This window comes from Micromonospora sp. NPDC003816 (genome assembly GCF_042874705.1).
Lineage (GTDB): Bacteria > Actinomycetota > Actinomycetes > Mycobacteriales > Micromonosporaceae > Micromonospora.
In genome coordinates this window covers 92,081-112,140 of sequence record NZ_JBIANP010000001.1, presented here as the reverse complement: position 1 = coordinate 112,140, position 20,060 = coordinate 92,081, and the positions used below count along the sequence as shown (strand labels likewise).

14 protein-coding genes are annotated in these 20,060 nt (G+C 70.3%); 8 read left to right on the top strand and 6 right to left on the bottom strand.

Annotation, left to right across the window (positions count from 1 at the left end; all coding sequences use genetic code 11):
• Positions 1-29: 29 nt before the first annotated feature.
• Positions 30-1,037 carry a zinc-dependent alcohol dehydrogenase family protein gene (locus ACFYTT_RS00475; protein WP_387256780.1) on the bottom strand — a complete coding sequence of 336 codons (1,008 nt, stop codon included), beginning with the start codon at positions 1,035-1,037 and terminating at the stop codon, positions 30-32.
• A 213-nt stretch (positions 1,038-1,250) separates the two neighbouring features.
• Entirely contained in the window at positions 1,251-1,850 is a 600-nt protein-coding gene (locus ACFYTT_RS00470; RefSeq protein WP_176093417.1) for a TetR/AcrR family transcriptional regulator, read from the bottom strand.
• Between the two features lie 104 nt (positions 1,851-1,954).
• Between ACFYTT_RS00470 and ACFYTT_RS00465 the strand changes: the two genes are divergently transcribed.
• Complete coding sequence (locus tag ACFYTT_RS00465) at positions 1,955-2,857, top strand: alpha/beta hydrolase family protein (RefSeq protein WP_387256778.1); 903 nt, start codon at positions 1,955-1,957, stop codon at positions 2,855-2,857.
• 92 nt (positions 2,858-2,949) lie between these two features.
• Here ACFYTT_RS00465 and ACFYTT_RS00460 read toward each other — a convergent pair whose 3' ends face one another.
• The gene (locus ACFYTT_RS00460; protein WP_387256776.1) at positions 2,950-3,570 is read right to left on the bottom strand and encodes a TetR/AcrR family transcriptional regulator; all 621 of its coding nucleotides are present in this window, start codon (positions 3,568-3,570) and stop codon (positions 2,950-2,952) included.
• A 180-nt stretch (positions 3,571-3,750) separates the two neighbouring features.
• Here ACFYTT_RS00460 and ACFYTT_RS00455 point away from each other — a divergent pair, with 180 nt between their 5' ends.
• The 4 genes from ACFYTT_RS00455 (at position 3,751) to ACFYTT_RS00440 (ending at position 9,474) form a co-directional block, all read left to right on the top strand.
• The gene (locus tag ACFYTT_RS00455; RefSeq protein WP_387256775.1) at positions 3,751-4,650 is read left to right on the top strand and encodes an SDR family NAD(P)-dependent oxidoreductase; all 900 of its coding nucleotides are present in this window, start codon (positions 3,751-3,753) and stop codon (positions 4,648-4,650) included.
• Between the two features lie 260 nt (positions 4,651-4,910).
• Positions 4,911-5,933, top strand: coding sequence for a 3-oxoacyl-ACP synthase III (locus tag ACFYTT_RS00450; RefSeq protein ID WP_131051834.1), 1,023 nt, complete (start codon positions 4,911-4,913; stop codon positions 5,931-5,933).
• Positions 5,934-6,019: 86 nt separating this feature from the next.
• Positions 6,020-8,506: an alpha/beta fold hydrolase gene (locus ACFYTT_RS00445; RefSeq protein WP_387256773.1), complete on the top strand. Its 2,487-nt coding sequence runs from the start codon at positions 6,020-6,022 to the stop codon at positions 8,504-8,506.
• Complete coding sequence (locus tag ACFYTT_RS00440; RefSeq protein WP_387256772.1) at positions 8,503-9,474, top strand: NAD-dependent epimerase/dehydratase family protein; 972 nt, start codon at positions 8,503-8,505, stop codon at positions 9,472-9,474. The genes ACFYTT_RS00445 and ACFYTT_RS00440 overlap by 4 nt, the downstream gene beginning before the upstream one ends.
• A gap of 210 nt (positions 9,475-9,684) precedes the next feature.
• Here ACFYTT_RS00440 and ACFYTT_RS00435 read toward each other — a convergent pair whose 3' ends face one another.
• A complete protein-coding gene (locus ACFYTT_RS00435) occupies positions 9,685-12,198 on the bottom strand; it encodes a S8 family serine peptidase (protein ID WP_387256770.1) in 2,514 nt (837 codons plus the stop codon).
• A gap of 130 nt (positions 12,199-12,328) precedes the next feature.
• Between ACFYTT_RS00435 and ACFYTT_RS00430 the strand changes: the two genes are divergently transcribed.
• The gene (locus ACFYTT_RS00430; protein ID WP_387256768.1) at positions 12,329-14,122 is read left to right on the top strand and encodes an RNA polymerase sigma factor; all 1,794 of its coding nucleotides are present in this window, start codon (positions 12,329-12,331) and stop codon (positions 14,120-14,122) included.
• 170 nt (positions 14,123-14,292) lie between these two features.
• Entirely contained in the window at positions 14,293-14,736 is a 444-nt protein-coding gene (locus ACFYTT_RS00425; protein WP_387256766.1) for a hypothetical protein, read from the top strand.
• A 259-nt stretch (positions 14,737-14,995) separates the two neighbouring features.
• On the opposite strand, the gene ACFYTT_RS00420 is transcribed toward ACFYTT_RS00425, so the two are convergent.
• Positions 14,996-15,514: a DUF6924 domain-containing protein gene (locus ACFYTT_RS00420; protein ID WP_387256765.1), complete on the bottom strand. Its 519-nt coding sequence runs from the start codon at positions 15,512-15,514 to the stop codon at positions 14,996-14,998.
• A gap of 167 nt (positions 15,515-15,681) precedes the next feature.
• A complete protein-coding gene (locus ACFYTT_RS00415) occupies positions 15,682-16,830 on the bottom strand; it encodes an ROK family protein (protein ID WP_131052951.1) in 1,149 nt (382 codons plus the stop codon).
• Between the two features lie 492 nt (positions 16,831-17,322).
• On the opposite strand from ACFYTT_RS00415, the gene ACFYTT_RS00410 reads away from it, so the two are divergent.
• Positions 17,323-20,052 (top strand): PIG-L family deacetylase, encoded by a 2,730-nt coding sequence (locus ACFYTT_RS00410; protein WP_387256763.1) that lies wholly within the window; start codon positions 17,323-17,325, stop codon positions 20,050-20,052.
• Positions 20,053-20,060 lie beyond the last annotated feature (8 nt).

Below are 20,060 nucleotides of genomic sequence, written 5' to 3'. Positions count from 1 at the left end.
CCCCTGGCCGGCATGGGCCGGAACCGCTGTTACGAGATGCGAGGGGGAAGCGCAACGGTTTCGCCCGCCACATCGATCGTGACCTTGCCGCGGAGCGCGTACGACCGCCTGTTCTCCAGTAGTTCATGAGCCTCGCCCATGCGAGCGAGCGGAAGAGTCGCGCCGATGACCGGCTTGACGAGACTGCGTTCGACCAGCGTGGTGAGCGCGTCCAGCTTGCCTCGGTTCTGTTGTGCGAAGACGAAGTGATAGGCGGCGTTCTTGCCCCACGCCTCGATGAGGTTCTGCGGCTGCGCGATGTCGACGATGCTGACGACGCGCCCGAAGTCGGCAAGCGTCAGCGGGCTTCGTGTGAGCGTGTCGCCGCCGATCGTGTCGAAGACGACGTTGACGCCCTCGCCTCGCGTCAACTCGGCTACGGCGTCGACGTAGTCCGTCGACGTGTAGTCGATCGCCGCATCGGCTCCGAGAGAGCGGACGAACTCGTGGTCGCTGTCTTTCGCGGTGGTGATCACTCGTGCGCCGATCGCCTTCGCGACCTGGATCGCGATCGTGCCGACGCCACCCGCACCCGCATGGATGAGGATAGTCTCTCCCACGGTGAGCTGAGCTCGCGTCACCAGGGCCTCCCAGACCGTGCCGCCGACGAGGGTCAGACTCGCCGCCTCCAGGTGTGTGAGGTTTTCCGGCTTCCGGCCGACGAGGTCGACGTCGGTGACGTGCTGCTCGGCGTAGGAGCCGGGGCCGCCGAAGATCTGGGGGGTGTAGTACACCGCATCGCCGACGCGGAACTCGGTCACGTGGGACCCGACCTCCTCGACCACGCCGGAGATGTCGTGCCCGATGATCGCCGGCAACGGCACGTGATCCGCGTAGTCGCCACGACGGATCTGATAGTCGAGTGGGTTGACGGCGGTCGCATGGACGCGTACCCGCACCTGGCGGGATTCGACTCGCGGCATGGAGACGTCGCGCAATTCGAAAGCATCGGCCCCTCCGAAACGGGCGAGCACGACGGCCTTCATCAGGTCGGTCATATCGACGCTCCTCCTGGTGGTTCTGGGCGTGCGATGCGCCGGGACGGGCGGTTCTTCCTCAGTGTCGCGCGCACGATCCGCACGCTCCAGTGGCGATAGGGCAAGCATCCGCGAGGGCGGTGACAGGCCTGTCGCACGGCGCACGGGCAAGCTCCTTTCGCGGGCAAGTCGATCGCCGCCCGCGAACCGATCGTCGCGTTCCGGCTCACCGCATCAGGTCGAAGAGGGTGCCGGTGGCGCGGGTGCGTCGGATCTGCGGCAGCCGGCCAGGAGGCGGGCGACCATCTGCTTGGCGTCACCCCTGTCGTAGTCCGGCCCGAGGATGCACAGGTTGCCGATGCCTCGCAGCAGCGTGTACGCGGTGATCTGCCGGTCGATCTCCCCGGCCTCCTGGCTCGCCGCCAGCAGCGTCTCGCACGCGGGCACAAGCTCGTCGAGCACCAGCGCGTGGAGCTTGGCCAGGCTCGGGTCGTTCGAGCCCAGGGCAACGCTGAGACCATGCTTGGTCACCAGAAAATCGACGAAGGCCGTGATCCACCGATCCAGAGCGTCCACGGCCGGGATCGGCTGCTGCCGCAGGTGCGCGGCCAGGGCGGTGCAGTCGTCGACCTGGTGGCGATAGACGGCACTCACCAGATCCGCCCTCGTCGGAAAGTGCCGGTACACCGTTCCCACTCCCACACCTGCGCGACCGGCGATGTCGCGGACGGGGGCCTGCACACCCTGCTCGACGAACGCTGCGGCCGCCGCCGTCAGCACCGCCTCGCGGCTGCGACGTGCACCTGCCTGGCGCACACCGATTGTGTCGGACACCGCACCCCCCTTGTTGGCGGAACAATGTTCCGCTAACTTTGCGGAACGACGTTCCGTCAAACCTAGCAAACCCACGACCCGCACTGGAGGCACTCATGCCTGCTATGCCGCTTAACCGCCAGATCGTCTCGGTCAAGCCACTCACCGTGCCCACCACCGGCCGCAGCATCCCGCTTCAGGTCAAGGTCACCGCGCCCATCGAGGGCGACACGTTGCCCGTCATCGTCTTCTCCCACGGCAATGCCTGGTCGATGGACGGGTACGAGCCACTCATCGAACGGTGGTCGGCCGCCGGGTTCATCGTCGTGCAGCCCACCCACCTGGACTCCCGCCGCAACCGCATCGGCTTCGACGACCCCCGCTTCGCCGGCATCTGGCGCGTGCGAATCGCGGACCTGCACGCCATCCTGAACCACCTCGGCGACATCTTCGACCAGGTTGGCGGCCTGCCCGCCCGAGCGGACCACACGCGCATCGCGATCGTCGGGCACTCCTGGGGCGCACAGACCACCGGAGCGCTGCTAGGTGCCCGCGTCCTGGACGCCGCCGGCACGCCGGGTGAGGACTACTCCCACCCTGCGGTCAAGGCCGGCGCGCTCATCGCCGCGACCGGCACCGGCGACAGCCTGACCCCGTTCGCCGTGGAGCACCTACCGTTCATGCGCCCCGGCTACGCCACGATGACGACCCCAGCCCTTGTGGTCGCCGGGGGCAAGGACCAGTCCGCCATGTCCACCCGCGGCCCCGACTGGTTCGCCGACGCCTACCACCTGAGCCCGGCACCGAAGCGGCTGCTCAGTATCTCCGACGGCGAGCACACCCTGGGCGGGGTCGCCGGAGAGGCCGTCAAGGAGACCACCGACGAAGACCCCGCCCGTGTCGCACTCGTCGCGGACGCCGTCTCCGCCTACCTACTCGACGTCCTCGGTCTGGACTCGACGCCCTGGGAGGCATGGGAGAAGCAGGCCGCTGACAGTTCCGGCACGTTCACCATCGACACCAAGTAGGTACGCCCTCATGTGAACGAACGCTCGCGGCCTCGAGGATCCGCCACAACACCGCCCCGTGGCGTGCAGTGCCGACGCCCTGCCGCCGCCTCTCAGGGCGACAGCGGTGGACGGAGGCCGTCGAAAGTCACCGCCAGTACGCGGCTCTCTACTGCGGAATCCTGGCTGACGTACCCGATCGCGTGGGCGGCACCGGCTATCAGCGCGATGAGCGTTCGCACGTCGACGTCGACGCGGACCCTGGCAGCCTGCTGGGCACGACCGAGCAGTTCACCGATCGACCGCTGGAGGTCTCGGGTGGCCTCGGCCACGGCGCCCTCGTCGGCGTGCAGGTCCACGCCTGCGTCCGCCAGGGCGTCAGCGAACGTGTGTTTGATGGTCGACTGGCGTACCGCCTCGGTGAGGAACGCGAAGAACGCCGCACCGGGGTCGTCCGCCCCGGCCAACGACCGGGCCTGCTCGGCGAGCGCATCCAGGCGGCCGACGAACACCGCCTCGACCAGAGCCTCCTTGGTCGGAAAGTGCCGGAAGACCGTGCCGATCGCCACCTCGGCCCGCTGGGCGATCTCCTCGGTCGACGCGGTCGGTCCCTTCACGGCGAAGACCGCGTCGGCGGCGTCGAGGATCCGGGTCCGGTTGCGCCGCGCGTCGGCGCGTAACGGCCGGCCGCCCTGCGTGTCTCTGCCGCTGGCCGCAGGGGCAGCTGGGCTCACGACGGTCGCTCCTTCCCGCATCCGGCTTGCTGTGTCGGCCTCAGGATACTGCCGCCGACGGACGACTCCGTTGACAAGGTGAGTGGCGACTCATAATATCCGAAACGGAGTCAGGGCTCACTTTATTTGCCTCGTCTCGCAAGCTCCCCGCCCGTCCGACCACCCGACTGGAGCAGCACCATGAAGATCATTCTGATGACCGGAGGCACGTCCGGCCTCGGTGCGTACGCCCTGGGGCAGCTGACGAAGTCCACCGGCACCAGGCTGTTGCTCGGCGCGCGGGGCGCCGGGCCGGCGGGCGTCGAGACGTACCCGCTGGACCTGGCCCGGCTCGACAGCGTCCGCTCCTTCGTCGCCGCGGTGCGGGACCGGCTCGGGTCGACGGAAGTCGACGCGCTCGTGCTCAACGCGGGTGTCAGCCTGACCTCCGGCGACGAGCGCACGGTAGACGGCTTCGAGACGACCTTCGCCGTCAACCACCTCGCCCACTACCTCCTGCTACGGCTACTGCTGCCCCAGCTCGCATCTGGTGCCGTTGTCGCGCTGACCACCAGCGGCACGCACGACCCGGCTGTCAGGACCATGCTGAGCAGCACCCCGCCCCACCACGCCGACGCACGGCTGCTGGCCAACCCGGAACGGGATCCACAACGCGACGAGCAGGCCCGCGCGGCGGGCGGCCGGGCCTACGCCTCGTCCAAGCTCTGCAACATCCTCACCGTCCGGGGCCTCGCCGCCCAGCCGGAGGCGTCACGGCTGCGGATCGTCGCGTTCGACCCGGGCCCGACGCCGGGTACGGGCCTCCTGCGCAACACCCCGCCCCCGGTCCGCCTCATCTGGCGCTTCGGCACCCCGTTGCGGGCCCTGATGCCCCGATTCAACACCGTCGCGGCGGCCGGCGGCGCGCTGGCCGACATCGCCTCGGGCCGCACGGTGCCGCCCGTCGGCGCCTACTATGCACGGCTCGTGCGAGGGCAGCTCACCTGGACCTCCCCATCCGAGCTGGCCCGCCGCGACGACGTACGGGATCGCCTGTGGCGAGACAGCGCCGAACTGGTCGGGCTGCCGGTCACCTTGTAGAGCAGGCCAACCGGCCCCCTCGTCACCGCCGAATGCGAGACAGAGCCGTGGGCGAGACAAGCCCGCCCGACATAATGGCCGGGTGCAGCATGTGCACCTGCGGGTCGAGGTCGCCGCCCGCAGGTGAACTGGCGGGCCGCGTCCTGTCGACGGGCGTGCGCGGGCGAGTGACGTTCGCCGCGATGCCGACTGACCGTTGGTGCGCGGGGTGCCGAGTGGATAGCTTCGAGCCCTCAGGGTGGGCGACGGGCGGAGGCTGGATGACGCATGGCAACGCTGAGTATCGCTACGCGAACACGGCGATACTGTCGGTTACGGCTTTGGAGGCGCCGGTCATCGTCACCTCTGATCAGTTCGACGAGCAGCTGAGCGAGACCTTCCGGCGGCTGAGACTGCGCCCAGGGATGCTTCAGCGGATCGCCGGAGTTCAGGAACGACGGTGGTGGCCGGAGGGCTTCGGATTCGCCGAGGCGGCGGCGACGGCCGGCGCCAAGGCACTGTCGGAAGCCGGTGTCGACGCGCGTGACGTCGGCCTGTTGATCAACACGTCGGTGTCCCGCGCGCATCTGGAGCCCTCGACCGCGGTCGCGATCCACCACGCTCTGGACCTGCCGCCGTCGGCCTTGAACTTCGACATCGCCAACGCCTGCCTCGGATTCGTCAACGGGATCCAGGTCGCGGCCAACATGATCGACGCCGGGCAGATCCGGTACGCGCTGATCGTGGCGGGCGAAAGCTCCCGCGAGGCCCAGCAGGTGACCATCGAGCGGTTACGTCGATCCGACTCCACCCGCGACGACGTCCGGGAGCAGTTCGCCACGTTGACCCTCGGCTCCGGCGCGGCCGCGATGGTGTTGGGCGCCGCCGGCAGCCATCACCAGGAGCATCGGCTGATCGGCGGTGTGAGCAGGGCGGCCACCCAGCATCACGAGCTGTGCGTCGGGGACAACACGCGGATGCGTACCGATGCGAAGGGTCTCCTCGACGCGGGTGTGGAGCTCGCGGAGGCAACCTGGGCGGATGCGCGGTCGTGGGGTTGGCAGGACATGGACCTCTACGTCATGCATCAGGTCTCGGCGGCCCACACGCGTGGCGTCGTCAGGCGGCTCGGCCTCGACCCTCGGCGGGTCCCGGCGACGTTCCCGCTGTGGGGCAACGTCGGCCCGGCATCGCTACCGATGACCTTGGCCCACCACGCGGGATCACTCCACTCCGGTGACCGGGTGCTGTGCATGGGGGTCGGCTCGGGCCTGAACACGTGCGCCCTGGAGATCGTGTGGTGAGCAACCGGCAGGAAGGGCCGCCGCTCGGTTTGCCCGGTCTGGACAGTGCCTGGTCCCGGTGGGTCACGGCAACGGACAGTCAGGGCGTGCAGCGCACCTGGCATGTCCTGGACACCGCCGCTGCCGACTCGGACAGCGCGATCCAACCCGTGGGAACGCTGCTGTGCGTGCACGGCAATCCCACCTGGTCGTACCTGTGGCGGCACCTGCTGGCCCGGTTCCAACGGGCTGACGCTCCGCGCTGGCGGGTGGTCGCCGTGGACCACCTGGACATGGGGTTCTCGGAGCGGACTGGCACCGTACGCGGGCTGGCGCAGCGGATCGACGACCTCACCACGGTCACCGACGCGCTCGGTATCACCGGGCCGGTCGTCACCGTCGGGCACGACTGGGGTGGGTCCATCTCGTTGGGTTGGGCGCTGCGTCACCGGGATCAGCTACGTGGTGTCGTGCTGACCAACACCGCGGTGCACCAGCCGAGTGGGTCGCCGGCGCCCGCCCTGATCCGCCTGGCCCGCCTGCCCGGCGTGTTGCCGGCGGTGACCGTGCGGACGCAGACGTTCCTGCAGGCCACCCTCGCATTGGCGAACCCGTGGCTGCCGGAGCCTGTCCGAGCGGGCTATCTCGCTCCGTACCGCGGTGTGGAGCGACGGGCGGCGATCGGCGGCTTCGTCGCGGACATCCCGCTCGGGCCTGAACATCCGAGCTGGCGGGCGCTGCAAGAGGTCGCGCAGCGTCTGGACACGCTGGCGGGGATACCGGCACTGCTGCTGTGGGGGCCGCGCGACCCGGTCTTCGGCGAGGTGCACCTGCGTGACCTGCGAAGCCGGCTGCCGCATGCCCAGTTGCACCGGTTCGAAGGCGCGGGTCACCTGCTCGCCGAGGACGCTGACGTCGCCGGTGCGGTCGCCCAGTGGCTGGTCGACCTGGACCACCGGCCCGCCGAGCCGAACGCGTCGCCGGAACCGGCGGTGCCGTGGCGTCCACTGTGGGCGGCGTTGGCGGAGCGTGCCGAGGACCGGTCGGTCGCTCTGGTGGAGCTGGCGAAGAACGGTCGGCAGATCAGCTGGTCGTTGTTGTGGCGACGCATTCGGGAGATCGGGGCCGGGTTGTCGGCCTCCGGCGTGCGTCGCGGCGATCGGGTGGCACTGCTCGTACCGCCCGGCGCCGATCTGACCGCCGCCGTCTACGCGTGCCTTCGCATCGGTGCGGTGATCGTGGTAGCCGATCCCGGGCTGGGACTGGGCGGCATGAGCCGGGCGCTGCGCAGCGCCGACCCCGCGCACCTCGTCGCCGTCGGCCCCGGGCTCGCCCTCGCCCGCGCCCTGCGGTGGCCCGGAAGGCCTCTCGGGGCCGGACCTGGCGCCGCCGTGATGGGCGCGCTCACCCTGGGCAAGCTCGCCCGTCTCGGTGCCGACGTCCGGGACCTTCCGGCCGCGCCAGAGCCGGACGACGACGCGGCCGTGCTGTTCACGTCCGGTTCGACCGGGCCGGCGAAGGGTGTGGTCTACACCCATCGCCAACTCGCCGCGATGCGTGACGCGCTGTTCGGCCTCGGAGTGACCGCCGACGACGGAATCGTGGCGGCCTTCGCGCCGTTCGCACTCTTCGGACCGGCTCTCGGCACCCCGTCGGCGATCCCGGACATGAAGGTCACCGCCCCACGGACGTTGACCGCCGCCGCTCTCGCCGAGGCGGTGGCCGCAGTCGACGCCTCGGCGGTGTTCGCGTCACCGGCCGCGCTGCGCAACGTGGTCGACACCGGCGACGGGGTGGACGATCGCCAGCGCACCGCGTTGGAGAACGTGACGTTGCTGCTGAGCGCGGGCGCGCCGGTGCCCGCCGCGCTGCTGACCCAGACGCGGGCCTTGATGCCCAAGGCGCAGCCGCACACCCCCTACGGGATGACCGAGGTCCTCCCGGTCACCGACATCACCCTCGACGAGATCGTCGAGGCCGAGCCGGGTGACGGTGTGTGCGTCGGCCGGCCGCTGCCGGGCGTCGAGGTGGCGATCGCTGCGCTGGACTCGACCGGTACGCCGTCCGAGCACCCTGGTGGTGCTCCTGGGCTGACGGGCGAGATCCTGGTCAGGGCCGGGCATGTGAAGGATCGGTACGACGGGCTCTGGCTGACCGAACGGGACAGTTCCCGCAATCCCGGGTGGCACCGCACCGGCGACGTGGGCTACCTGGATCCCGAAGGCCGGCTGTGGGTGCAGGGTCGGCTGGCCCACATCCTGCTCACCTCCGACGGCGTGCTCGCCCCGGTCGGGATCGAGCAGCAGGTCGAATCGGTGCCGCAGATCGCGCGCGCCGCAGTGGTCGGTGTGGGGCCGCCCGGAGTGGCGAAGGTCGTGGTCGTCGCCGAGACTTTGCCCGCAACCCGCCATGCGCGGCTGGCGAGCCGGGAACTGACCGACGCGGTACGCGCCGCGGCCGTGCCGCCGGTCGCGGCCGTGTTGGTGGTCCCGTCCCTGCCCACCGACATCCGCCACAACTCGAAGATCGACCGCACGCGGCTACGGGACTGGGCGGAACGAGTGCTCGCCGGCGGGAGGGTGAGCGGACTGTGAGAGTCCTGGTCACCGGTGCCAGTGGCATGCTCGGCGGCGCCACTGCCACCGCGTTGCGGATGCGGGGCGACGAGGTCCGCGTCCTGCAACGTCGACCCAGCGGCCTGGTCGGGGTCGACGAGCGCCACGGCGACATCACCGATCCGGAAGCCGTACGGGCGGCTGCGGAGGGGGTCGACGCCGTCGTCCACCTGGCCGCGAAGGTGTCGATGACCGGCCCGTGGCGACAGTTCGAGCACATCAACATCGGCGGTACGGCCACCGTGCTCGCCGCCGCCCGGGCAGCCGGGGTGACCCGATTCGTGCACGTGTCCTCGCCGTCGGTCGCTCACCATGGCACCGGTCTGGTCGGCGTCGACGCCGGCGCCGCCGACCCCGAGCGGGCCCGGGGACACTACGCCCGCAGCAAGGCCTCGGCGGAGTTGCTCGCGCTGGCCGCCGACTCGCCCGACTTCGCCGTGGTGGCGATCCGCCCCCACCTGGTCTGGGGACCGGGTGACACCCAGTTGGTGGGGCGCATCGTCGCGCGGGCCCAGGCCGGCCGGTTGGCACTGGTCGGCCAGGGAACCGCGATGATCGACACCACGTACGTGGACAACGCCGTCGACGCCCTCGTCGCCGCGCTCGACCGGGTGCCCGAGGCGGACGTACACGGGAAGGCCTTTGTCGTCACCAACGGCGAGCCACGGACGGTGTGCGAACTCGTCGAGCGGATCTGCGTCGCCGCCGGGGCGGCGCCACCGAGACTCCGGGTGCCGGTGGCGGCAGCGAAGGCCGGCGGCTCCGCAGTGGAGTGGCTGTGGTCGACGCTGGGGCGCACCGACGAGCCGCCCATGACCCGGTTCCTGGCCGAGCAGTTGTCCACCGCGCACTGGTTCGACCAGAGCCGGACCCGAGAGGCGCTGCGCTGGTCACCACAGGTGACGCTGGATGAGGGCTTCGTTCGGCTGGCTGCGGCGTACCGGTAGGTTCCCGCGCTCGTGGCCACCGACGGGCCCTGGGTGCATCACTGTGGCCGGGTCGACAACGGCGGCTGACGACGAGGCAGTTCCCTACCGGTGGACTGTGCGCGCCGGTGGATGTCCATGCCCTGCCTCCCTGGGCCGTAGCGGGCGTGTCCCGCGCCGCCGGAGCGACACGGGACACGCCACCGGGAGCAGGTGGTATCGCAGCCGGGGTCAGGGAGTGACCGACTCGATTCGGATCGGCACGGAGTCCACCCCGACCAGACCGGAGGAGTCGAACACCTCCAGCCACACCACCCAGGTGGTGACCGTGGTCCCGCTGTCCAACAGGCCCAGCGGGGCGGTGAGACCGGAGCAGCTCTTCGGCAGCACCACGTCGTCGACCGGGCCGCCGGTGGGCACGGCGCTGCCCTGGCAGAGCACCTTCTTGACTCCCCCGTCGCCGTACGCGGTCCACCGCAGACGCATCCCGCTGATCGCCCCGTCCTCGGCGTCGGTGCCGGTACCGGCGAAGGCGACCGTCCGGGGAGTGCCGTCGTCAGTGGTCAGCGTCAGGGCCTGTGCCGGGGCGGTGATCGTGGCCGTCGGCGTGGTCTTCCCGGCCGGTGCCGCCACGACTGCGAAGGCGCGGTGGGCGCTGACGCCGTCCGCCGTGAAGGTCGCCGTGTACGAGCCCGGTGTGACCGTGGCCGCCGGCAGGAGTGCCTGGTGGCCGTTCTTCTGGAACACCACGGTGTTGCCGCGCCGCACCGTCCACGACACCTGCGAGTCGGGTACCGACCCGGGCTCGTCGGGGTCGTGAGAGGTGCCGACCAGACCGACCGACTGCCCGGCGGGCAGGGTCGATCCCACCGGCGGCGAGATGACCGCCACCGTCGTCGGGCTGTCCACCACCGTGACGGTCACCGCGGCGGAGCCGGTGCGGCCCAGGCTGTCGGTGGCGGTGGCGGTGACGACGTGGGTACCGGTCGACAGCGTCGCGAAGGTCTGCGACCCCTGGGCCAGCAGGCCGTCGATGCTGCTGGTCCAGGTCAGCGGGATCTCCTTGCCGAGGAAGTCGGTTGCCGAGCCCCACAGGTCCACCGTCTGCCCCACCCCGAACTGCTGACCCGTCTTCGGGGTGCTGATGGTCACCGTCGGCTTGCCGACCTTCACTCCCAGCGCTTCGGCGACCGCGCCCAGAGCGTCGATCCGGCGTTGGCTGCCGGTCACCTTGGCGCCCAGTCCACCGACGTGCGCGGTGTCGTTGAGAATGTCCCGGACCTCGGTGGCGGTGAGGGTGGGATCGGCGGCCAGCACCAGGGCGGCGACCCCACCCACGAACGGTGCGGCGACGCTGGTGCCACAGGCGTTCGCGCGGGTCGTGTTGTCCCCCGGCATCCCGGGGTCGGCGAGACCCCTGACGCACATCGGACCGTAGATCTCGACCGAGCGGGTGTGGTCGCTGGTGCCGTAGTTCGACCCGCCCGCCACCGCTGCGGTGTCCCGCATACCGCCCACACACATCACGTGGGTGCTCTCGCAGGGTACGTAGAGGGTGTCGCCGTCGACGTCCACACCGTTGTTCCCGGCGGCGGCGACGATCAACGCGCCGGTGTCCCGCACGTTCTTCATCCGCCGGTCGGTCCAGGTACGCGCGTGGGACTTGCCGAGGTCGACGTCGCGGGTGAAGCTGAGATTGACCACGTCCGGGTGGGTCGCCTCGGCGACCTTCTCCAGCCGGCGCAGCACCGTCCAGTAGTCGATGCCGTTGCGAACCGCGACGAGTTCCTTGACCACGGGTCCGGCCGGTCCGGCGGTGCCGTAGTCGTTGTCGACCCGGCCCATGCCGGCGAGGACGACGTCGGTGCCGTGCCACGGGCAGGGCGTACCGCCGGTGCAGTCGTTGGTGTTGGCCTTGCCCCACTCCACCGTGTGCAGCGACACCTTGTCCGGGAAGTCGGGGTTGTGGGTGAACCCACCGTCGAGCACCAGGTACTTCACCTGCTTGGTCAGCCGACCTTTGGACTGGAGGAGCTGCCAGGCGGGCGCGACGCCGGTGTCCATCGCACCCCCGGCCCGCATGAACGACCAGTCGAAGACGTTGTGCGCGAAGTCGGGCGCCTCGAAGACCTCGCCGTCGGTGATGCCGGTCGGCTCCACCAGCCAGTCGAGGACGAGTTCGGTGCCGACTCGCCACTCGGCTGCGGCCAGGGCGAGCAGCCGCAGTGCCCGCTCGTCACCGACCCGGTACTCGCCGGACTGTCGGGGCTCGGCGGCGAGCAGGTCACCGACCAGCCCGGCCGGGTCGGCCCGGTCGGCGTCCACCCGGACCAGGTGGTCCTGCCCCTGGTCGTCCGGGGCGAACGAGTCGAGGACCTGTCCGCCCCAGCGCGTCAGGAAGGCGTCCAACTCGGCCTGGTCGGCGACCCGCACCATCACCTCGTCGAGGACCAGCCCGGCGGGGGACCCGCTCGGCCCCGCCACCACCCCGAGCTCCCGGTCGGCTCCGAGCCGACCCACCGGGTCGATCGGTAGGCGGGGTGCGGACAGTGCCGGGTCGACCCGGAAGGCCAGCGGCGGCGCCACGGTGGGGCCGGAGGCCGTGGCCGGGCCGCCGGGGGTGGGCGCGGCGACGGCGTCCAGCGGGGTGGACGTGACGAGCCCACCGGCGAGTGTGGCCACCACGGCGGCGGTCAGCAGGCGGCGGACGGGTGCCCGCCGGTGGACGGAACGTGTCGGTGTCATCGGTGTCTCCTCGATGTCGGTGATGCGGTGACACCGGTGGGAGCAGCCGAGGGTCGGGATGCCAACAGAAAAGTCCAGAAGTTTTTCCGCTTCGCTCTAATGGAACCGTCGACGGGGGGCGGGAGCAGGGATGGATACGGCGGCTCAGGACGACAGGAGCCTGGTCGAGGCGGTACGCCGGGGTGACCCGGCCGGGCTGGAGGGCGTGTACCGGCGCTACGCCGACCGGCTGCACACGTACGCCCGGGCGATGGTGCACGAGCCGGAGGCCGCCGCCGACGCCCTTCATGACGCGTTCCTCGTCGCCGGCCGGCGCATGGATCAACTGCGCGATCCTGACCGGCTCCGCCCCTGGCTGTACGCGATCGTGCGTAACGAGTGCCTGCGGTACCTTCGCGAGGGGGCCCGTTCCAGGCCGTGGGGAGAGACCGACGACCCGGTCGCTGACCTGCCGGACCCGGGGGTGGGTGTCAATGCCGACCAGGTGCGCGCTCTCGTCCACGCCGCTGCGGCGTCCCTCAGCCCCGGTGACCGCGAGGTGGTCCACCTGGCGATCCGCCACGATCTGTCGTCCGCCGACATCGGCGCGGCCCTCGGTTTGCCCGCCAACCACGCCCACGCCCGTCTGTCTCGGGCCCGCTCTCAGTTGGAGCGGGCGCTCGGCGCTCTGCTCGTGGCGCGCGGCGGTGCCCGGGACTGTCCGGCGCTGGCGGACCTGGTGGCGGGTTGGCAGGGCCGATTCACCCCGACCCTGCGGAAACGGGTCGCCCGGCATGTCGACGACTGTGGGCGGTGCGGACTGCTCCGGCGGGACCAGCTGAGTCCGGCGGCATTGCTGTCGGCCTACACGGCACCGGCGTTCCTCGTCGCCGCTGACGCGTCGTGGCCGGACCCGACCACCTCCGAGACGGCCGAGACCGCCACCGATGCGGTCTCGGCCGGGGACACGGTGCAGGACGTCTCGCCGGGCGATCCGGTGAGCGCCGGTTCGTCCGGCAAGCCGTCGGAGAGTGTCTCCCCGGAGGGTCCGTCGGGGGACGGCTCCGGTGACGCGGCGGAGGGCTCCTCGTCGGGGAAGGTGGCGGTGCGGACCGGGGAATCTGCCGGTGGGGCGGGGCAGGGCGTGGAGGCGGGCGACGACACCGCTGCCGAGGCGGACCAGCCGACGGCCCGTCGCGGCGGGCCGACCCGAGGCGGGGGTGCGCGTACCGCAGGGTCTTCCGGTCGTCAAACGTCCGCGAGGTCGCGTCGGCGACGTCGGGTGGCCGCGACCGCCCTCCTGGGGGCGCTCCTGGTCGGCACCGGTGTCTGGGCGCTCACGCCCGGGCCGCTCATCGGCGACCGGGTGACTGTCGCCGGCGTACCGGCCGACGGGCCGACGGGGCCTGCCGGGGCGGCGGACCCGGCGGGCCGGCGAGGGGACGACACCGACGGCGTCTCCGGTGGGGCACCTGCGCCCCGGCAGGACGGTGGGACCGCCGGTGCGGAACCACCGCCCACACCGACCACGGCAGGCCCGACGGCGCTCCGGCCGACCACAGTACGGCCGACCACGGCGCGGCCGAGTCCGGTCCGGCCGAGCACCCCACGCCCGGCGGCGCCCCGACCCTCGGCCACGGCGCGGTTGGTCGCGCCGTTCACTGTCTCGGCCGACGCGCATGTGCGTTGCGGCGCGGACAGCTACAGCCTGGTCGTCCAGGCCACCGGCAGCACCACAGTCGAGGCGGCGCAGGTGTACTGGAGACCGGCGGGTGGCCGTACGGCGAGTCGGGCCATGACCGGACAGGGAAGCTCGGCGCGGGCCACAGTGCAGCGGCTCCGGACCGCGACGGTGACGTGGTGGGTACAAGCAACCGGTGTGGACGGCCAGGCCGCGCAGACCTCGGCCACCACGGTCGCCGATCCCTGTGTCCGGCCGGGCTGACCGGACGCGCCCGGCACCGGTCGCCCGAAGGGTGGCCTCCGGCCGCTCCCCTACCGATCCTGGGGGCACCCACCTGGCGGCGGGTGCCCCTAATTACCAGCGACCTATGATCGCGGTGAGGACGAAGCGCCAGGCCGAGATTCCGGCACCGGCGTGAGAGAGGTGTCAGGATGTTCGGTTGGAAGAACAAGCTCAACGACCTGGTGGCGCAGCTCAGGCCCGACCTGAGTCGGGAATCGCTCGGCGTCGGACCCGACTTCCCGGGCGTCGTGCCGAACCCGCTCCTCAGCAGAGATGCACAGAAGCGCAATGCGGAACTGCGTACGGGGACGCTTGCGCTCGGCGTTCTCGTCGATTGGCGAGAGGTAAGCAACGATGGCAGTCCACGCGTGGTCCTGATGTTCGACGTGGAGACCGCCGACGGCACCTCGTTTCGCGGCATCGCAGACGAAGACCTCACGATCACCGAGCTCACCCGACTCTCCCCAGGACAGACGTTGCCCGTGCGCTACCGGCCGGCCGTCATGGACCACTACGTCGCCCTTGCCAGGGACGCGGACCCCGCCCGCGTGCAGCAGCTCGCTGACGAGATCGCGAGCCGCAAGCGGACCTGACCCGACGCCTTTGTCCGGGTGCGGCTAGTAGTGCTGTGACCAGGGTGGTTCACCATGGTCGGAAGGCGGCCAGGGACAAGCGCACGTGAAACGGCCGGTATTACTGGGGCATGCAGGAAGAGAGTGCCCGCTCCCCGATCGACACGTTCATCTTCGCGTTCAATTCCTCGGACGTCAGCTATGTGGCGGCTGCCCGCCTCTCGCAGTCGCTGACCTCAAGCGTGGGCCGTATTACCCTGGCGCGCACCATAGTGGGGTGCTACTTGAAGCCGCGGAAGATGCCGTCGCCGTCGACGTTCTCGGCGAAATCCTCCCAGTCCATGTTCGCGATCGTGAGATTGTTCTGCACCGACCACATCTCTGACGGCACGACTCGGAACGTGGCAGAGTACTGAGGCCCCTGGCCCTGTTCGTCGTCGTCCTCGTCGTCTTCGTCCTCGTCGTCTTCGTCCTCGTCGTCTTCGTCCTCGTCGTCTTCGTCATCTTCGTCGTCGAGGTTCACCACCAGGATCGGGCGGTCCGGGTGGGTGAGCGTCTCTTCGTCGACGAGGAAAGCGACGGCGTGATCGCTGTCTGCGGGCACCATCTCCACCAGTTGCGGCGGCGTGATGTTCTCGAAGGCGCGGTCATCGACGAATGCAACGAACGCCGTGAACCCTTCCTTCGTCTGCGGTTCAGCGATCGCTACCTGAATCTCTTCCCATTCCTGCGAACGGGAGAAGTCGGTACGGATAACCAGGGAAGCGTCGGAGTCCTGGTCCCAGATGCCATCATCCACGCGGGCGAGGATAGCCCAACCCGACGACATCCGACGCACCCGCATCGGGAGGATCCGTGCCCGGCAGGGACGGGATCTTCTCCCGCGAACGCGAGGGAGGCCGTCGCGATCTGCGCGGCGCGGACCACCAGCGTGGTTCCGGCTTCGAGGGTGGTGAAGGCTCCCGGTCAGGGCAGCAGCGGCAGGGGGAAGGTGGCCGACAGCGCGTAGCTGATCGCTCCATGCAGCACCGCCTGGTCGCCGAGGGTGGCTCGGCGTACCTGGGTGGGAGCCGGAGTCCCGGCGCAGACGAGGCTCTGTATCTGGGCGAGGCGCGCGTCGTCAAGCTCGGCGGCGGCGCCGCTGAGCAGCACCAGTCCCGGATCGACCACACAGGCGCAGGAGAGGATGAGCCTGGCCCAGGCGTCGAGGACCTCGTCGAGATAGTCGCGGGCCGGTGCGGACGCGGCGGCCAGCTGGATCAGTTCCCGTACCGGCGACTCGGGTCGGCGTCCCGGATGCAGGGCGACCACCCGTTCCGCGATGGCGTTCGCCGACCACCGGGCCTCGAACTCGCCGACACCGCGGTTGCTGCGTCTCGGTGCGCTGTCCAGGGGTAGGAAGCCGACCTCGCCCGCCGCGCCGCTGGCGCCCCGGCGGACCTTGCCGTCGAGGACGAGTCCCGCGCCGATGCCGTCGGCCACGTGGATCAGGAGCAGGTCCGTGACGTCCGCCCCGGCGCCGGCGACGCACTCGCCGGCAGCCATGAGGTTGACGTCGTTGTCGACGACGACGGGTACGCCGAGCCGCCGCTGCACCGACTCGCCGATCGGCCACGCATCGACCAGTCCCACCGACGGTGCGAGTCGTACCGCACCGTTCGTGGAGACCCCGGGCACGGCGATCGCGACCCCACGCAGCGCCGGCAGGTTGCTGCCGACCAGTTCGAGGACGAACGTGCAGATGGTGTCGACCACGTCGTCACCGAGCCGCGCGGTGCGGTGCGCGATGAGGACGCCTTCGCTGTCGGCGATCTCGCAGCTGATCCGCGGAGGCTCGAGTGAGACCGCGGCGACGAGTTCGGCGCGTGGGTTGAACTCGAGCATCTCCCGGGGTCGCCCGGTGGTGGCAGCACCCGGTCCCCGTTCGATGAGGTAGCCCTCGGCGATGAGTTCCCGCACGAGTGCGGTCACGGTGGCTGCGGGGAGGCCGGTCGTCTCGGTCAGGTCCACTCGGGACAGCAGCCGCGCCTGCCGGGCGGCCACGATCACCGAGAGGCGTTTGATCTCCCGGGAGCGTTCGCGACTGACCGGACTGGTCGGCGCTTGCTTGGACACGCTTCCTTCCTACTGAGAAGAAAAGACGGCGTCAAGTAACGGAATTATCTCGACGCACGTCAGTCCGGCCGGCGCATCGGACATCGACCCCAGCTACCAAAAGGCTCCAAGCCGGGCAAACCTTTCTTATCGATTCGGGTGGCGGGACCGCCGCAGGTGCCGTCCTCAGCGCAATCGTTTCTTCAGAGAAGGAAGAAAGTCGTCGGAAACTCTTGACTATGTATCTGACGCATCCCTAGCGTTACCGCCCGAAGGCCTTCCGGTTGATCACCTCTACGTTGACCAGCCGCTATCCCCCATCGCGCGTACCGCCCAGTCTGCGACGGCACGCGCACCACCACCGTCTAGCAACCACGACGCACGGAGACCGTTCCCGGTCTCCAGCGGACACCTGTCCGCGATCGATGCCCGGCGCGAGTCACGCGTCTGTCGACCTTCGGCCCGCCGGTAGCCGCCCTAGACGCAGCACTCGTCCCCACGAGAGGTATGCCCATGAGATGGCGCACCACAGCGACGATCGCCATGTGCGGTCTGCTGTCGCTGGGCCTGGCCAGTCCGGTTCAGGCCCACCCCGAGGGCTCATCGCCCAAGTCCACTTCGAAGAGCCCGTCCAAGAAGTCCGACAAGCCGGTCGACCTGGACATCATGTTCATCGGCGCGCACCCCGACGACGAGGCCAGCCAACTCGGCATGCTCGGGTACTGGAACGAGTACCAGGGAATGAAGGCCGGCGTCATCACCACCACCCGCGGTGAGGGCGGCGGGAATGCCGTCGGCCTCGAGGAAGGCCCTGCACTCGGCATCCTCCGGGAGGCCGAGGAGCGGCGGGCGGTGGCCTGGTCCGGTATCGACCACATCTACAACCTGGACGCGCTCGACTTCTGGTACACCGCCAGCGCTCCCCTGACCGAGGAGGTCTGGGGCTACGAGGAGACCCTGTCCCGGATCGTGCGGGTCCTGCGCACCACCAAGCCCGAGGTCATCCTCACGATGAACCCCTCCGCGACCCAGGGCAACCACGGCAACCACCAGAAGGCCGCCATGCTGGCCGTGGAGGCCTTCTACGCCGCGGCCGACCCGAAGGCCTTCCCGGAACAGATCACCAAGGAAGGGCTCAAGCCCTGGCGGGTCTCCCGGATCTTCCAGACCGGCGGCAGCGGCTCCGGCAGCAGCGGCCCCGCGTGCGAGACCACCTTCACGCCGACCGAGTCCAGTGACGTCATCTTCGGCACCTGGCAGGGCTACGAGTCGGCGCGTCACGACGGCCAGCGGTGGAACACGGTCCAGACCTTCGCCCGCCGGGAGTACGTGTCGCAGGGCTGGGGCAACAGCGCCTTCCCGACGACCGACCCGGCCAGCATCGGCTGCAACCGGCTGAACCTGATCGACAGCCGCACCCCGTATCCGGACCCCAACGTGGGCGCCGGCACCGGGGCGCTCCAGGGCGCCACCCTGCGCGCTCCCGGTGGACTGCCGCTCGGCACCGAGATCCACGTACGACCGCAGAACTGGGAGGTCCTCGCCGGACAGCCCATCCGCGTGGACACGGTCCTGTACGCCGAGCGGGCCGTCCCGGGTGCCAAGGTCGCCCTGAAGGTTCCGGCCGGCTGGAAGGTGAGCGGCAAGGGCGACGTCGGTACGCTCACCCCGCGCAAGCAGGTCGTGAAGAGCTTCACGGTCACCCCGCCCGCGCAGCTCGAGGTGGGTACGCGGTTCCGCATCGAGGCCACGATGACCAGCCGCAAGGACGGCAGTGGCACCAGCAGTGCGCGGGTGCAGGCGACCGCTCCGGTCCGGGGCACCCTTGAGCCGCTGCCGGAGATCGCCGATTTCCGTGAGTGGACTTTGCGCAACAAGAACCAGCAGCTCAACGCGCTCATCGAGTCCCTGCTGAGCATCCCCAGTGGTGCCACCCGCAGCGTCCGGGTCGACCTGACCAACCACAGCACCCAGGTCCAGTCCGGAACCGTCAAGCTGCACGTGCCGGCCGGATTCTCGGTGGCGGAGCAGCAACTGCCGTACACCGGGCTGCAGCCGGGTGCCCGCGGTTCGGTGACCTTCACGGTCACCAACACCGACGCCTCACTGCCGACCGCCAACCGGGCGCCGGACAACGGCGCGTACCGGGTGCGGATCGAGACCAGCTACCACGGTGGCAGCGCCACCGAGCCGGGGGCGTTCAACCTGGTGCCGGTCACCACGATCCCGAGGGCCACCACCGCGCCGTCCGTCGACGGCACGGCCGCACCGGGTGAGTACACCGGCGAGGTCATCGACATCTCCACCCGCTGGGAGGGCACCGACGCACCGCCGCAGGACATCTCCGGCACCGCGCAGCTCACCTACACCGCCGATGCCCTGTACGCCATCTTCACCATCACCGACGACGTACTCGGCACCGTCCTGCCTCCCGAGGACTGCAAGCGTCCGCGCCGCAACGACAACATCGAGTTCGGTATCGACCCGCGAGGCAACTCGGCGAACACCTCCACGGTGTTCAACGTGGCGCTCTTCCCGACGACCGACGACCCGGCCAACGGCAACCCGCCGTGCTTCGCCCGGGAGCGGGACAACCACCAGGGTGGCCCGGAGACCGCACCGGGTCTCGAGATCGCCTCTGTCGTCACCAGCAACCCGTACACCGGTTACCGGATCGAGGTCAAGGTGCCGTTCGACGTGCTGCCGGACGCCGTCGACCCGGCACGGATGGGCCTGAACATCCTGGTGAACGACTCGGACACGCAGGACCTGACCGCGCAGACCCGGGTCGGCTGGTCGACCTGGAGCGGTGTGCGGGCCGACCCGTGGCGGTGGGGCATCACGACCCTGCCGGGTCTGCCGGCGCTGCCGTCGGCGCCGAAGGCGCCGGTCATGCCCGACACCGCGGCGCTGAGCGTCGAATCACCGCAGACGATCCTGCAGTCCGTCTCGGACGGAGTGGCGCCGGGTGGTTACGCGGCACTACCGGGCAACACGGTCAAGATCAAGAAGGTCGTCCGGACCTCCTCGAAGGTCTCGGTGGACCTCCAGGTGAAGCAGCGCGGCACCGCCCGGGTCTTCATCTGGGACGGGGAGCGGGTGCTGGCACAGACCACGGCCACGCTGAGCAAGAGCCACACCCTTGTCCTGCCGCTGAGCGGGCGCCTGCCGGCCGGTACGTCGCTGCTCGTCTCGTACGAGCACGGCGCCGCCACCACCGGTCTCGCTCACCGGCTGAGCTGACCGGACAG